General features: G+C 35.3%; 14 protein-coding genes. 8 read left to right on the top strand and 6 right to left on the bottom strand.

Features of this window, described 5'->3' with window-relative positions; genetic code table 11:
• Nucleotides 1-150: 150 nt before the first annotated feature.
• Together AC1DKZ_RS19680 and AC1DKZ_RS19685 are read right to left on the bottom strand one after the other, a co-directional pair.
• On the bottom strand, nucleotides 151-1,167 hold the full coding sequence (locus tag AC1DKZ_RS19680) for an LCP family protein (protein WP_242310844.1): 1,017 nt from the start codon (nucleotides 1,165-1,167) through the stop codon (nucleotides 151-153).
• Nucleotides 1,168-1,353: 186 nt separating this feature from the next.
• Complete coding sequence (locus tag AC1DKZ_RS19685; RefSeq protein ID WP_113937884.1) at nucleotides 1,354-2,532, bottom strand: NupC/NupG family nucleoside CNT transporter; 1,179 nt, start codon at nucleotides 2,530-2,532, stop codon at nucleotides 1,354-1,356.
• Between the two features lie 91 nt (nucleotides 2,533-2,623).
• Between AC1DKZ_RS19685 and gloA2 the strand changes: the two genes are divergently transcribed.
• The 3 genes from gloA2 (at nucleotide 2,624) to aspA (ending at nucleotide 6,037) form a co-directional block, all read left to right on the top strand.
• A complete protein-coding gene (gloA2, locus tag AC1DKZ_RS19690) occupies nucleotides 2,624-3,010 on the top strand; it encodes an SMU1112c/YaeR family gloxylase I-like metalloprotein (RefSeq protein WP_431182351.1) in 387 nt (128 codons plus the stop codon).
• Between the two features lie 110 nt (nucleotides 3,011-3,120).
• Complete coding sequence (locus AC1DKZ_RS19695) at nucleotides 3,121-4,419, top strand: hemolysin family protein (protein WP_404448609.1); 1,299 nt, start codon at nucleotides 3,121-3,123, stop codon at nucleotides 4,417-4,419.
• A 181-nt stretch (nucleotides 4,420-4,600) separates the two neighbouring features.
• The gene (gene aspA, locus AC1DKZ_RS19700; protein ID WP_016093356.1) at nucleotides 4,601-6,037 is read left to right on the top strand and encodes an aspartate ammonia-lyase; all 1,437 of its coding nucleotides are present in this window, start codon (nucleotides 4,601-4,603) and stop codon (nucleotides 6,035-6,037) included.
• Nucleotides 6,038-6,218: 181 nt separating this feature from the next.
• Here aspA and AC1DKZ_RS19705 read toward each other — a convergent pair whose 3' ends face one another.
• Nucleotides 6,219-7,838: a lactate permease LctP family transporter gene (locus AC1DKZ_RS19705; protein WP_476996894.1), complete on the bottom strand. Its 1,620-nt coding sequence runs from the start codon at nucleotides 7,836-7,838 to the stop codon at nucleotides 6,219-6,221.
• A 203-nt stretch (nucleotides 7,839-8,041) separates the two neighbouring features.
• Complete coding sequence (locus tag AC1DKZ_RS19710) at nucleotides 8,042-8,581, bottom strand: redoxin domain-containing protein (protein ID WP_309145079.1); 540 nt, start codon at nucleotides 8,579-8,581, stop codon at nucleotides 8,042-8,044.
• Between the two features lie 387 nt (nucleotides 8,582-8,968).
• Here AC1DKZ_RS19710 and AC1DKZ_RS19715 point away from each other — a divergent pair, with 387 nt between their 5' ends.
• Complete coding sequence (locus AC1DKZ_RS19715; protein ID WP_001075217.1) at nucleotides 8,969-9,256, top strand: ArsR/SmtB family transcription factor; 288 nt, start codon at nucleotides 8,969-8,971, stop codon at nucleotides 9,254-9,256.
• 207 nt (nucleotides 9,257-9,463) lie between these two features.
• Complete coding sequence (locus AC1DKZ_RS19720) at nucleotides 9,464-9,643, top strand: acid-soluble spore protein H (RefSeq protein WP_002010492.1); 180 nt, start codon at nucleotides 9,464-9,466, stop codon at nucleotides 9,641-9,643.
• A gap of 42 nt (nucleotides 9,644-9,685) precedes the next feature.
• Here the strand turns inward: AC1DKZ_RS19720 and AC1DKZ_RS19725 are convergent, their stop codons facing one another.
• Both AC1DKZ_RS19725 and AC1DKZ_RS19730 read right to left on the bottom strand, forming a co-directional pair.
• Nucleotides 9,686-11,035, bottom strand: coding sequence for a peptide MFS transporter (locus tag AC1DKZ_RS19725; protein WP_061674012.1), 1,350 nt, complete (start codon nucleotides 11,033-11,035; stop codon nucleotides 9,686-9,688).
• A gap of 379 nt (nucleotides 11,036-11,414) precedes the next feature.
• Nucleotides 11,415-12,380 carry an ABC transporter substrate-binding protein gene (locus tag AC1DKZ_RS19730; RefSeq protein ID WP_476996895.1) on the bottom strand — a complete coding sequence of 322 codons (966 nt, stop codon included), beginning with the start codon at nucleotides 12,378-12,380 and terminating at the stop codon, nucleotides 11,415-11,417.
• A 162-nt stretch (nucleotides 12,381-12,542) separates the two neighbouring features.
• Here AC1DKZ_RS19730 and AC1DKZ_RS19735 point away from each other — a divergent pair, with 162 nt between their 5' ends.
• The 3 genes from AC1DKZ_RS19735 to AC1DKZ_RS19745 are packed head-to-tail and all read left to right on the top strand — an operon-like array spanning nucleotide 12,543 to nucleotide 15,436.
• A complete protein-coding gene (locus tag AC1DKZ_RS19735; protein WP_476996896.1) occupies nucleotides 12,543-13,547 on the top strand; it encodes a FecCD family ABC transporter permease in 1,005 nt (334 codons plus the stop codon).
• The gene (locus tag AC1DKZ_RS19740) at nucleotides 13,544-14,602 is read left to right on the top strand and encodes a FecCD family ABC transporter permease (RefSeq protein ID WP_113937889.1); all 1,059 of its coding nucleotides are present in this window, start codon (nucleotides 13,544-13,546) and stop codon (nucleotides 14,600-14,602) included. The genes AC1DKZ_RS19735 and AC1DKZ_RS19740 overlap by 4 nt, the downstream gene beginning before the upstream one ends.
• A 12-nt stretch (nucleotides 14,603-14,614) precedes the next feature.
• Entirely contained in the window at nucleotides 14,615-15,436 is an 822-nt protein-coding gene (locus AC1DKZ_RS19745; protein ID WP_476996897.1) for an ABC transporter ATP-binding protein, read from the top strand.
• The last annotated feature ends 20 nt before the right edge of the window (nucleotides 15,437-15,456 follow it).

A 15,456-nucleotide genomic window follows, 5' to 3' on the forward strand; every position in this document is an offset into this window, starting at 1 on the left:
AGTATACTATTATTTTCACTACGTGTGTAATGTTTTCATAAAAAATGTTACACTGCTGTAATAATTGTCTCTTTTTGTCACAATATGAATGAGAAATATGTTGAAAATTATAATAAAAAGGCTGCTTAGAAAAATCTAGCAGCCTTTTTATTATAATTTTTTATGCTCATTTTTATTCGTAACACCGAGATGTTCTTGAAGTGTTGTCGATATATCATTAACACTCTTTTCGTTTGGAACGTAATAATAAATACCACCTATATATTTATCAGTACCTTCCACTTGCAATTTATCCATTTTTAAATTTGAATCCATTGAATTTTTTGCAATAGTCATCATATCATCAAAAGTTAAATTTGTTTTTAAGTCTGTATCGACAGCATCTAATAGGCTTCCGATTTTATTAATGGAATTGAGAGATAGTGCTTTCTCAGCAATAGCTTCTAAAACAAGTTGTTGTCGTTGACCGCGCATATAATCACTGTCAATATGGCGAGTTCTAGCTAGTGCAAGTGCTTCTTCTCCATTTAAATGTTGACGTCCTTTTTTGAGGTGAATTGCATCTGCTTCGTCGCTACTATTTTGTTCTGTGAACTCAACGGGAACGTCGACAGTTATACCACCTAGAGAATCAACGATCTTGATAAAGGATTTGAAATTAAATTTTACATAGTAATCAACTGGGACATCTAAAAAGTTTTCTACTGTATCAATTGTGCTGTCTACACCACCAAATACGTGTGCGTGTGTGATTTTATCATATTTATCACGTGATTTAATGTAGACGCGTGAGTCACGTGGAATGCTGACAAGTTTAACTGATTTATCATTTTTATTAATTGTTGCAAGTAATAATGCATCCGTACGAGTTGCTTTTCCGTAACCTTTTTCCCTGATATCACTTTCATCAACACCCATAATAAGGACAGAAATGTTGTCAGTCATAGGTTTAACAGCTTTTTCACGTTTGCTGGATTTATCTCCCCGGCCGAGTTCAGAATAGGCATTGCTTAAGACAGATTTTGCTTTACTGTATATATGGAAGGAATAGCCTCCTGCTCCCATTGCTACAATAAGTAATGGAATGAGAATGAACCAAAGTAGGCGTTTTTTCTTTAATTGTTTTTTTGTGGTTCGATTATTTTTGTTAACGTCGGATTTCATCATTTGTTCTCCTTTAAAACTATCAAAGTGTATATATCTAGAAGCGTATTAAAACACATAAAAAATATTTTACGCTAAATAAAATGGATTGTACATGTATAAAAAATAGATGTCTCGATTATTTATGAGACATCTATTCGTTATTGTATACAAAAGATAAGGATAAGAAAATGATAAAATTTTACCTAATTACAACATAATACTTACAATAATTGCAGATAGAATACTAACGAGAGTAGCTCCGTATAGTAATTTTAAGCCGAACCGGGCAACAACATTTCCTTGTTCTTCGTTTAACCCTTTTACAGCACCGGAAATAATTCCAATGGAAGAAAAGTTGGCAAAAGAAACGAGGAAGACAGAAATAATACCAACTGTACGGATAGAGAGAGTGCTGGAAATTTTACTAAGATCCATCATTGCTACAAATTCATTTGTTACAAGCTTTGTTGCCATAATGCTACCAGCTGTGACAATCTCAGAACTTGGTACGCCGATAAGAAATGCAATAGGGGCGAATACATAGCCTATTAGTTGTTGGAAAGTAATGCCGAATATAATGAGGAATAGGTCATTAATACAACTCATTAATGCGACGAATCCAATGAGCATAGCGCCGACGACAATTGCTACGCGAAAACCATCAAGGATGTATTCTCCGAGCATTTCAAAAAAACTTTGCTTTTCACCTTTTATTTCTAAAATATCTTCGTCGTCGTTAACGTCGTAAGGATTAATAATGAGTACGATAATAAAACCGCTAAATAAGTTCAGAACGAGTGCGGTTACTACATATTTTGGTTCGATCATCGTCATATAGGCACCAACAATGGACATAGATACGGTAGACATTGCAGAGGCGCAAAGTGTATAAAGTCGATGTTTTGGGATTTGAGCTAATTGTTTTTTTACCGTAATAAAAACTTCTGATTGGCCGACAATAGCGGAAGCGATGGCATTGTAAGATTCTAATTTCCCAAGACCATTTATTTTGCTAAGAAAGAAACCAATCCAATGAATAAATAATGGTAGTATTTTGAAATGTTGTAATATACCAATTAAGACGGAAATAAACACAATCGGTAATAATACATTAAGGAAAAATGGCATTTCACCTTTGTTTGCAAGACCTCCAAATACAAAATTTATACCAGATGCAGCATAGTCGAGTAACTTTGTAAACAGGTTGGAAATTATCGTAATAAGGATGAGGCCAATTTCTGTATTTAATAATAAATAGGTTAAAATTAACTGTATAATAAGCATGATGAAAATTGGCTTGAATTTAATATGTTTTTTATTGTTACTAGCGATGTAGGCAAGGAGAAAAACAACGATAAGTCCAACGAAAAAAGTGATAAATTTCATAATAAGCCCCCTAAAAGAGATATTCTGATATATATGTTTTTCATTTAAAGTGAGAATATGCATGTTTGGTAAAGAGAGGAATAGAGGAATCATGAATATATGTAGAGTACATCACGTTGCAATTATTTGTTCAAATTATGAAGTGTCAAAGGATTTTTATACACGAATATTAGGTTTCAAAGTGAAGAATGAAGTATATAGAAAGGAACGAAATTCGTATAAGTTAGATTTATGTGTAGGAGGAGAGTATCAAATCGAATTATTTTCATTTCCAAGTCCGCCTGACCGCGCAAGCTTTCCAGAGGCTGCTGGACTTAGACATTTAGCTTTTGCGGTTACTGATATAGAATATGCTGTTAAACATTTAAACCAATGCGATGTTGAGACGGAATTGATACGTGTTGATGAGATAACGGGAAAAAAATTCGTCTTTTTCCAAGATCCTGACGGTTTGCCATTAGAATTGTATGAGGGCTAAAAATTGGTGAATTTTATATAGGGTTGCTTTCAAGTAAATGAAGAAACTAAAGTGAAACTTCTTTATTTAAAGGAGGTGTAACTTTAGCTAAGAAAAGCTAAAGGACATATGTGGATATTTTAAAATTATTGATGGTAGCTGTTCTTATTGCGCTAACAGGTTTCTTTGTAGCTGTAGAGTTTGCGATCATAAAGGTGCGTAGCAGTCGTATCGATCAACTCGTTAGTGAAAAAAGACGAGGCGCATTGGCAGCTAAAAAAGTAACTTCAAATTTAGATGAGTATTTATCGGCATGTCAGTTAGGAATTACGATTACTGCTTTAGGGCTCGGGTGGTTAGGAGAACCGACGATTAAACATTTACTCGAACCGCTGTTTTTAAAATTGGATTTATCTCCTGCAATTACAAGTACAGTTTCATTTATTATTGCATTTGCAGTTATTACGTTTTTACATGTTGTAATTGGTGAACTCGCTCCAAAGACTTTTGCAATCCAAAAAGCAGAGCAAGTTAGCTTATTATTATCAAAGCCCCTTATTTATTTTTACCGAGTTATGTATCCATTTATTTGGGCTTTAAATGGCTCTGCACGATTTGTGACAGGCTTATTTGGTTTACATCCTGCTTCTGAACATGAAGTTGCGCATTCTGAGGAGGAACTAAGATTAATCTTGTCTGAGAGTTATGAGAGTGGCGAGATTAATCAAACTGAATTTAAATATGTGAATAACATCTTTGAATTTGATAACAGGGTAGCAAAGGAAATTATGGTACCTCGTACTGAAGTTGTTGGCTTATATGAAGATGAGCCGTTTGAGACACATATTAAAGTAATCGCACAAGAAAAATATACGAGATATCCAGTATTTGGTGAAGATAAAGATGAAATTATTGGGATGGTTAATGTAAAGGACTTATTTATTCGTTATATGGATGGTAATCGAGATGAAGAGTGTTCGATTACACCATATACACGTCCAGTTATTGAAGTGTTAGAAAATATCCCAATCCATGATTTACTATTGCAAATGCAGAGAAGGCACATTCCATTAGCTGTATTATATGATGAATATGGTGGCACAGCAGGGATTGTTACATTGGAAGATATTTTAGAAGAAATTGTTGGAGAAATCCGAGATGAATACGATGAAGATGAACACCCGCCTATAGAACATATAAGTGAAGTGTGTAAAATTGTAGAGGGGAAAGTGCTTATTAGCGAAGTAAATGATTTATTTGGCATACATTTGGTCGCTGATGATGTTGATACAATTGGTGGTTGGATTATGGTACAAAAGCAAATCGTTGCTGAAGGAGATATTATTGAAAAACACGGCTTTTCTTTTAAAGTTCTTGAAAAGGATATGCATCAAATTAAGCGAGTTGAAATAAAGAAAGTAGAAGAATGAATGGATTTTCTATTATATAAACTTTAATAAAAAGTATATATAGAAAAATAAATGTTTGCGCTTTCAAAAAAGGTGCTATATAGTGAAAGTGGATACTGAAGAATTCATTTAATGATACTCGTATTTTATAGGGCGAATTCTTTAGATAAGGATTTAGAATGAAAAGTATAGGTGATGAAAAATGATAGCAACGAAGGATATACGTATAGAAAAAGATTTTTTAGGTGAAAAGGAAGTACCGAGTGTAGCTTATTATGGTGTACAAACATTACGTGCCGTAGAAAACTTTCCTATTACAGGATACCGCATTCATCCGTCACTCATTACGGCAATGGCAATTGTAAAAAAAGCGGCAGCGCTTGCGAATATAGATACAGGTTACTTAGCTAAAGATATCGGACAAGAAATTGCAGAAGCGGCACAAGAGATTGTTGATGGAAAGTTCCATGATCAATTTATCGTAGACCCGATTCAAGGCGGAGCAGGGACTTCAATTAATATGAATACTAATGAAGTAATTGCTAATAGAGCGCTAGAACGTATGGGATACGAAAAAGGTGAATATGCGAAAATTAGCCCAAACACTCATGTGAACATGGCCCAATCAACAAATGATGCGTTCCCAACTGGGATTCATATAGCAACTCTTATGATGCTGGAAGAACTTCTTGTTACAATGGAAGAACTTCACTCTGCTTTTCATGATAAAGCAAAAGAGTTTGATCACGTTATTAAAATGGGGCGTACGCATTTGCAAGATGCAGTTCCAATTCGCCTTGGACAAGAATTTGAAGCATATAGCAGAGTGCTAGAGCGTGATATAAAAAGAATTAAACAGTCTCGTCAGCATTTATACGAAGTTAATATGGGTGCGACAGCTGTCGGTACGGGATTAAATGCAAACCCTACTTATATAGAACAAGTTGTGAAGCATTTACGAACTTTTAGTGGTTTCCCTCTTGTTGGTGCAGAGCACTTAGTTGATGCGACGCAAAACACAGATGCATATACAGAAGTATCTGCAGCACTAAAAGTATGTATGATGAATATGTCTAAAATTGCAAATGACCTTCGTATTATGGCGTCTGGTCCACGTGTTGGGTTGGCGGAAATTCAATTACCAGCTCGTCAACCAGGTTCATCTATTATGCCGGGTAAAGTAAATCCAGTTATGGCAGAAGTAATTAACCAAGTTGCTTTCCAAGTAATTGGAAATGACCATACAATTTGCTTAGCGTCAGAAGCTGGACAATTAGAGTTAAATGTAATGGAGCCGGTATTAGTATTTAATTTAATTCAATCCATCAGTATTATGAATAACGGTTTCCGTGTATTCCGTGAATACTGTATAAAGGGAATTACAGCGAATGAAGAGTTGCTTAAGCAATATGTTGAAAAAAGTGTTGGAGTTATTACAGCAGTGAATCCTCATATTGGTTATGAAGCAGCTTCTCGCATTGCACGTGAAGCAATTGCGACAGGAAAATCTGTTAGGGAGCTATGTTTAGAACATGGTGTACTTACAGCAGAAGAGCTTGATATTATTTTGGATCCATACGAAATGACGCATCCTGAAATTGCTGGTGCTTCTTTATTAAAGGATAAAGTGAAACTTTAATCAGTGGGGGGGAATCCCCCACTGATTATTAGTTGAACCAATCGGGCTTTTACGGGCAGTTGATCTCCCACCTAACTCCCTCGCATTCGCCGAATTTTGGGGTGGGAGTTTTACTGCCCGTTAGTGCGGGATAAAAAAATGTAATGTAAAAAGCACCGATCCATTTGGATCGGTGCTTTTTTTAGAAGATATTAAATACAGAGTTAAGTTGAAGTAAGCTAATAATAGCTAAGAAGATTAAACTATATTTCATTACTATTTTAAATAGAGCAGATTCTTGACCAACTAGTCCAACTGCTGCACAAGCAACTGCTACAGATTGTGGTGAAACCATTTTTGCGATTGTACCACCAACTACGTTTAATGAAACGAGAGTAGATGGTACGATGTTTAACTGATCGGCAGTTACTGCTTGAAGTGGTGCGAATAATGAACCACTTGATACGACTGAACCTGTAATGAATACGCCAATCCATCCTAAGATTGGAGAAAGAACTGGGAATGCATTTCCTGTAGAAGAGAATGCAAGTCCAAGTGTAGATGACATACCAGAGTAGTTTTCTACGTAAGCTAAAGCGATAACGCTACAAATTGTATATACTGGAACTTTTAGTTCTTTTATTGTTTCGATCATTAATTCTTTAATCATTTTGCCGTTTACACGGTAGACGATAAGTGAAACGATGATTGCTAATACAATCGCAGTAGTTGTAGAAGAGAATACATCTAGTTTGAAAATCGCTGCGAAAGGTGTATCAGCCTTTGTAATTGGTGCAGTTTTCATAACCGCATTATGAAGACCAGGGAATTGAATGTTAAATACTAAGTTTGCCAATGGACCATCCGGAGCAAATAAAGCTTTAATTGGTTTTAAATTAAAGATTGTTACAAATGCAGTTAAGAATACGAATGGGGACCAAGCATATAAAATTTGATTGAATGTATGAGATTCTTTTTCTTCTTGTTTTTCTTCTTTAGCAGAAGATTTTGGTTGCCAAACACGTAAGAATAATGTAAGAGCGACCATACTTACGACTGCTGCGAAAATATTAGTAAGTTCAGCGCCTAAGAAGTAAGTCACAAGGAACTGAGTAATTGCGAAAGAAACACCACTTACAAGAATACCTTGCCAAGTTTCTTTAATGCCTTTAAATCCATCTACCATTGAAACAAGTAAGAACGGTAAAACAATGCTAATGAATGGCAAAATGTAAACAGCTTGACGACCGACAGTTAATGCATCTAGCCCAGTTAATTGTGCAGGTACTGTAACTGGAATACCCATAGCACCCATAGCACCACCAGCGATATTAGCTACTAAGCAAATACCTGCTGCTTTTAATGGATTAAAGCCCATACCTACAAGTAATGCAGCTGTAATAGCAACTGGAACACCGAAACCAGCTGCGCCTTCTAAGAAAGCACCGAAAGAATAAGCGATTAATAATACTTGTAAACGCTGATCATTTGTAATACTTGAAATGCTATCACGAATGACATTGAATTGTTCTGTTTTAACAGTTAATTTGTAAAGGAAGATAGCTGCGATAACGATAGTACAAATTGGATAAAATCCAGATAAAACACCGAATCCGGCAGATGCTACAGCTACAGTTGCGGGCATTTTATAAATAAATATAGCAAGAATAATAGCGACGATCACACTATAAAGCCCAGCCATGTAACCTTTCATTTTGAATCCCACTAAACAAATAATGAAGCAAAAAATTGGGAGTGCTGCGATTAGTGCAGATAACCAAATATTGTTTAATGGGTCATAAATTTGTGTCCAAGTACTCATAATAATGACAACTCCTATCTATTATATGTGAAGAAATTCACATTATTTGTGAAACTATTCACAATCAACTTACATGCTTAGTATATTCTCCTTCAACACTATTGTCAACGTGAAAAAGTATAATTATTCCATAATAGTATTAAAAGTAACATTTTGTTCATAAAGTAGACAAAAAGCGAAATCAAATTGATTTGATTTCGCTTCTATAAATTATTTACATATTCTTTCATTTTTTCATATGTCATTGGTCCTACATGCTTATATTGAATGACACCGTTTGTATCGATGACAAAAGATGTTGGAATGCTGATGATTTGATATGCGGCACTTGCCTGGCCTTTCTGATCTAATAGGACGGGGAAGGTATATTTGTTTTCTTCAAGAAATTGTTTTACATTATTCGGGTCTTTTTCAGTAGCTGTCGCATTTATAGCGACAATTTCAATCCCCATATCTTTAGTATCGTGATAAAACTTTTCCATATCAGGCATTTCTATTTTGCATGGACCACACCAGCTTGCCCAAAAATTCAATATTACTTTTTTTCCTTTATAGTCTGTAAGGCGAACTTCTTGACCAGTGGTTGTTTCCAGAAGGAAATCGAGTGCAGCATTGCCAACTTCAGTTCCAATGGGGATGTTTGATTTTGAAGCTATATCTTCTTTTTTGTCTAATAGGAAGTGATTGATAATAGTCCAGCCAACCGCAATGCTAATTAACGCAAAAATAAACCATTTTTTAATATTACATCATCCTCCTTACTTAAATTTCCTTTTTATCGTAACAAAGTGGTTAAATATGGTCAAATTACTTTACGATAGGTTATCAATTATGGACGATATTTTACAATATCATTACTGTACATTTCAGTAAGGTGAAAATATAACAAAAAGCCTGATAAAACAACGTTTGTAAGCAAAGTATTGCTAGCCCTTTGTTTTGCTTTTTTATTGTATCATATAGTATAATATTCAAAATCAGGTGGGATTTTTTCTTGAACTGTGTGCTGATAAAAGTCGGAAAATTTTCTCAGCATTATAGGTTGATAAAGTTATGTCGTAACAGGAAATATAAGAACAGATATATAAATAAATAAAGAGAAAATAAAAAATGAAAATGAGGGGAATTTTATGAACCAAAACCAATTTGACTGTCGTATTTCAGAAGAAGACGTACAGATGTTAAGAGCATTAGCTCATCCATTGCGTCTACGTTTAGTAATGGAACTGATGCAGCGTGGAACATGTAATGTAACACAATTACAAGAGGTATTAGAAATTCCGCAATCAACTGTTTCGCAGCATTTAACGAAATTAAAACAAAATAAAGTAGTACGCTTTGAGAGACGTGGGTTAGAAGTGTACTATCAAATTCATAACGATAAAGTAAGTGAAGTAGTAAAAACATTATTTTCTTAATTTTTGAATATTATGGAAAGAAGACGTGTGAAATATACGTCTTTTTTTATTTGGAAAGGATCTAATAATAGGAAGATTTGAGAGCGTATATATTAGCGCGTTAGAAAGAAACAAACTATCGGTTGAAGTGCTAAATTGACGGAATATATTCTGAAGGGATATGAAAAGATAGAAAGGAGTGTTGTAAGCCAAAGGAGGAATAATATAATGGATGTAAAACGTGTGAAACAGATATTATCTTCTTCAAGTAGAATTGATGTTACATACGAGGGAGTCCCCGTATGGATTGAGAGCTGTGATGAGCAGAAGGGTAGTGCTCAAGTGTATGACGTATCCAACCCAGGAGAGAGCGTTCACGTGGATGTGACGGCTTTAGAAGAGATGTAATAGAAAAGACGCTTCTAATTGTAGAAGCGTCTTTTTTATTCACTATTCCATCATATGTGCAATTTTCTTAGAGAACATAAGAAGTACTAATCCTAGCACGATTACGATAACACCGATGCTTGCGAATACTTCTAAATATCCTAAAGATTGAGTGAAAGCAGCTAATTGTCCTGCTAATAAGTTTGCAAAGCCAGTACCAGCTAACCATACACCCATTAATAAAGATGCTAATTTAAGAGGTGCGATTGCACTTACCATAGATAATCCGATTGGTGATAAGAATAATTCACCGATTGTGTGGAACATGTAAGTGAATACAATGAATAGTAAGTTTGCTTTCATTGTAATGTTACCTTCATCGCTACCAGTTTTTAGAACAGCTAAAGTTAAAACTAAGTACCCGATTCCTAGTAAAATCATACCAAAAGCCATTTTTGTAGGGATTTTTAAATCACCATTTTTTGTTTTTGAAAGTTTAATCCATAATGCAGAAACTGGTAATGCTAGTAAGATAATGAATAGTGGGTTTACAGATTGGAACCAAGGTGTTGGAATTGTAAATCCACCAATTGTACGATCCACGAACTTATCTGTGTAAAGTGTTAAAGAACTACCAGCTTGTTCAAATCCTGCCCAGAAGAATACAACGAAACAAGTTAAAATTAAAATTGCAGTTGTTCGCTTTTTCTCTTGTGTTGTTAAGGGTTTTTTCTCAATAGGTTTTGCATTTTGTTCTTTAGATTTTTTACCGACAACAGTTGTTCCGATAGACCCTAAGTAACGAGGTGCTAAGAAATTAAAGGCAATCTGTCCAATAATCATACCGATACAAGCTGTTAAGAAACCGTATCTATAATCTGTGAAGTAACCACAAATGAATGGAGCGATAAGAGCTCCTAAGTTAATTCCCATGTAGAAGATAGTGAAGGCACTATCACGACGAGAATCGTTGTCGCTATATAATTGACCTAGTAAAGTCGAAATATTTGGTTTGAAGAATCCGTTACCGATAACTAATAATCCTAATCCTAAAAATAGTCCAGTTTTCGTGTTCATTGAAAATAGTACAAAGTTACCAATCGCCATAATGATACCGCCGATGGTAATGGCGTGTCGTTTCGTAATGAAATGGTCAGTTAGCCAACCACCAATAATCGGTGTGAAGTATACTAACATTGTGAAAATACCGTAAATCTGTACAGCAACTGCTTTATCAAAGCCTAAACCGCCACTTACTAAGCTCGTTGTTAAATAAAGAACTAATAAACCACGCATTCCGTAATAACTAAATCTTTCCCATGCCTCTGTAAAGAACAACAAATATAATCCTGGTGGATGTTTTTTTGGTGATTGTTGCTCTCCAGCTTTGTCTAATTTTAAAGCTGCATCCATGTTTGTTTCCCCCTAATCCTGTATAACGGATATTTATGTAATTATTTTAATTCACAAAATATTTAGAAGTCAATAGAATTATATGGAAATAGCAAGAAAATTCATGAAAAAATCTATTTTTCTTCAACCGTTATTGTATTTTTCCCTGAAAACAAGATAATAAGCGTTTTCAAATGTAGTAATTGAATTCTAAAATAAAGTAAAATAATGATAAATCAGAAAATTTAGATTAGAATATTTATTCTGATATAGAGAAAATATTCTATATTTACTTTTATAATATAACATATCGGGAATAAAAATACAAAATGAAATAATGTGACACTTCAGTGAAATGAAAAAACCAGCTCCATAAAAGAGGGAGCTGGTTAGAATGAAATTATTTAACAAAGCGTTTTTCAATGTCGTCTAGTAGTAAGTTAGCAGCCATTACACCGCCAGCTGTATTCCAAATAACGTCGTCAACTTTGTATGCTTTTCCGTTCTTTACTGCATTTAAGTTTCTAAAGAGAGGATCGTTTATATATTCTTTTTCTAGTTCAGAACCTTTTTTCTCATTGCCTTTATCGAATGTGAAGTAGAATAATACATCGCCATCCATTGCTGAAATACGCTCTTTAGATACGTTACGTTCGGCGAAATCATCTTTGTTTTGATCTCCAGGACGTTTAAATCCAAGTTCTTTTAAAATAACACCAGAGAATGTATCGCCATGATAAATACGAACATCACCAGGCATAAAACGTACCATAGAAATTTCTTGATTTACTTTATCGCCAAGTTGGCCTTTCAAATCTTTCATACGTTTTTCGTAATCAGCTAAAACCTTTTGACCTTCTTTTTCTTTATTTAAAGCCTTTGCATAAAATGTGAAGTTATCTTTCCATTCACCGCGTAATGTTTCAGAGAACACAGTAGGTGCGATTGCTTTTAGTTGCTCGTAAACTTTTTCGTGGCGCATTTTGTTACCGATAATTAAGTCAGGTTTTAAAGAAGCAATTGTTTCAACGTTAACTTGTCCTTCGTCGCCAACAACTTTTACATCTTTCATTTTGTCTTTAATATGTGGATACCACGGATCACCAGTCCAAGATTTTACAGCACCAACTGGTTTTACCCCTAACTCAAGTAAAGCTTCAGTTCCTTCATTTGTTAAAATAACTACACGTTTTGGATTAGCAGGAACTTCTGTTTTACCCATTGCATGTTCAACCGTAATCATTTCTTTTTTCGTATCTTCTTTTGTTTCCTCTTTAGTATTTGATTTTCCACAAGCACTTAAAAGTAATGAAAAGGCTAGTAAAAATACAAATACTGTAAACGAGTTCTTTCGCATAAATTTCATTATGTACCCCCTACATACTGAGAAGTTTTTTCAATAGCAAGCATGATAGTAATACTTCATGGTCCATTTGTCAATGAAAATAATTCTCATTATCATTGACAATGAGAATTAAGTTGAAATACACTTACAACGTATCATTATACATTGAAGGGGAAACGCTGCATGTTATTAAAAACAAATCAAGCAAAATGGATTGGATTATTTGTTGGAATCATTGCAGTCGTTATTTGTATTTGGGGAAGTATTATTTTCGGGTATACAAATACGAGTTGGAAATTAGCGTTAGATGCTTTTTTTCATTTTAATGGTTCCAATGAACATATTATTATTCAAAATGTGCGTCTACCAAGGGCATTAATTGCAGCTAGTGTTGGTGCTAGTTTAGCCATTGCGGGTTGTTTAATGCAAACTTTAACAAAGAATCCGCTTGCTTCTCCAGATTTTATTGGATTAAATTCAGGCGCTGCGTTCTTTATAGTTGTAGCAATTGTGATTTTTTCCGTCACATCATTATCAGCTTTCACTTGGATTGCCTTTTTAGGAGCGGCAGTTGCAGCAGTACTTGTATTCGCCTCTAGTTCTTTAGGAAAAGAAGGGACAACACCTCTTAAGTTAACGTTAGCAGGTGTTGCAATCAGTGCGTTATTTTCATCATTAACACAAGGGTTACTTGTTTTAAATGAAAAAGCATTTGAAGAAGTGTTATTTTGGCTTGCCGGATCTGTGCAAGGGAGAAAGTTAGAAATTTTACAATCTGTATTCCCATATTTATTAATAGGCTGGATCGCATCTCTTATGATGGCAGGGAAAGTAAACACATTAATGATGGGGGAAGACGTTGCAAAAGGACTTGGACAACGAACAATTTTAACGAAATCATTCGTACTACTTATTATTGTATTGCTGTCTGGTGGTTCAGTTGCGGTCGCTGGTCCAATTGGATTTATTGGTATTGTTACTCCGTATTTTGCCAGATTCCTTGTTGGAGTAGATCACAGGTGGAGAGTACCATATAGCGGATTGTTAGGTGCAATACTATTACTCTTAGCTGATATAGCAGCTAGATATGTCATTATGCCACAAGAAGTACCAGTAGGGGTTATGACAGCATTTATCGGGGCCCCATTCTTTATTTATATTGCACGTAAGAGAGGGCTTAGCAAATGAAGAAGTATATTCCGTTTCGTATAGGAAAAGGTGGGCTCTCGTTTTTAATGTATAAACGAGCTGTTCTAGTTTTGTTTAGTTTACTAGTTGTTTTAATAGGATTATTTTTTGCGAGTGCAGGTATGGGAGATATGAAAATTGCTCCTTATGATGTATGGCAAGCGATTACGGGAAATGGCGATGCGATGTCAAATATGGTTGTAAATAAATTTCGTATGCCGCGTATTTTAATTGCCATCCTTGTAGGAATCGCACTTGCTGTAGCGGGCTGTATTTTACAAGGGCTCGTTCGAAATCCACTGGCTTCTCCTGATATCATCGGGATTACGGGCGGGGCAAGTGTTGCAGTTGTACTATTTTTAGCTATATTTAGTGATAAAAATAATGCGCTAACAGTAAGCATTCATTATATGCCATTAGCAGCTTTTGCTGGTGCAACGATTGTAGCGTTGTTTGTATATTTATTTGCATGGAGAAATGACGGGTTATCACCGATTAGTCTTGTTTTAATTGGTGTTGGATTTTGGGCATTAACGAAAGCAGCAACAACTTTATTTATGTTGTTAGCACCAATTTATCAAGCAAGTCAAGCGAATGTATGGATCACAGGTACTGTTTACGGTTCTTCATGGCAAAATGTTATGGTACTTGCGCCGTGGGTTCTCATTTTAACGACAATATCATTTATCGCTGCGAGACATTTAAATGCACAAGAGCTAGGGGATGATATAGCAGTGGGACTTGGTGTTCCTTTAACGAAGTCGCGTGTATTTATGTTGTTACTTAGTACAGCTTTAATTGGCGGGGCAGTTGCCTTTGCAGGAGGAATTGGATTTGTTGGTTTAATGGCACCTCATATTTCGCGAAGATTAGTTGGCTCTTTCTACGGTGCATTGCTCCCAGTTGCGGCGATTATCGGTGCAATTCTAGTACTCGCTGCAGATTTAATTGGGCGTACAGTTTTCACACCACTTGAAATTCCAGCAGGGGTATTTACATCAGCAATTGGTGCACCTTATTTTATTTATTTACTTTATAAAAGTCGGAATTCATAAAGGGAGATTAATATGCAAAAAGCATTGGAGACGAAACGCTTGACGCTGTCGTATGGTGAAACGATTATTATTGATGAGCTGAATTTAGAAATTCCAAAAGGGAAAATTACAATCTTCATCGGTTCTAACGGTTGTGGGAAATCAACTTTATTACGTTCACTAGCTAGATTATTAAAGCCAACAACCGGTGACATTTTGTTAGATAATCAAGCAATTCAAAGTATGCAAACGAAGCAAATTGCTCGCCAAATGGCAATTTTACCGCAAGGGCCACAAGCTCCAGAAGGACTTACAGTATTGCAACTTGTAAAGCAAGGACGTTATCCATATCAAACATGGCTGAAGCAATGGTCCGAAAAAGATGAGGAAATGGTACAAAAAGCGCTTGCTGCAACGGGTATGACAGAATTTGCTGAGCGTGATGTTCATGCCCTTTCAGGTGGACAACGTCAACGTGCTTGGATTGCAATGACTCTTGCACAAGATACAGATATTATTTTGCTTGATGAGCCGACTACATATTTAGATATGACGCACCAAATTGAAGTGTTAGATTTATTATTCGAATTAAATGAAACAGAGCAAAGAACGATTGTTATGGTATTGCACGATTTAAATTTGGCATGTCGTTATGCAGACAATATTGTAGCTATTCAAGATAAACAAATATATGCGCAAGGTAAACCAGAAGAAGTTATTGACCAGAAGTTAGTTCGGGATGTATTCCGTATGGAGTGTCAAATAAGCGCTGATCCGTTATTCGGGACACCGCTCTGTATCCCACATGGAAGAGGAAGACGTGTACTTAAAGAGGATGTTCAAGCGATGAGATAACGAAAAAAGACGATGAGGAT

This window comes from Bacillus sp. 05T21 (assembly GCF_056396785.1).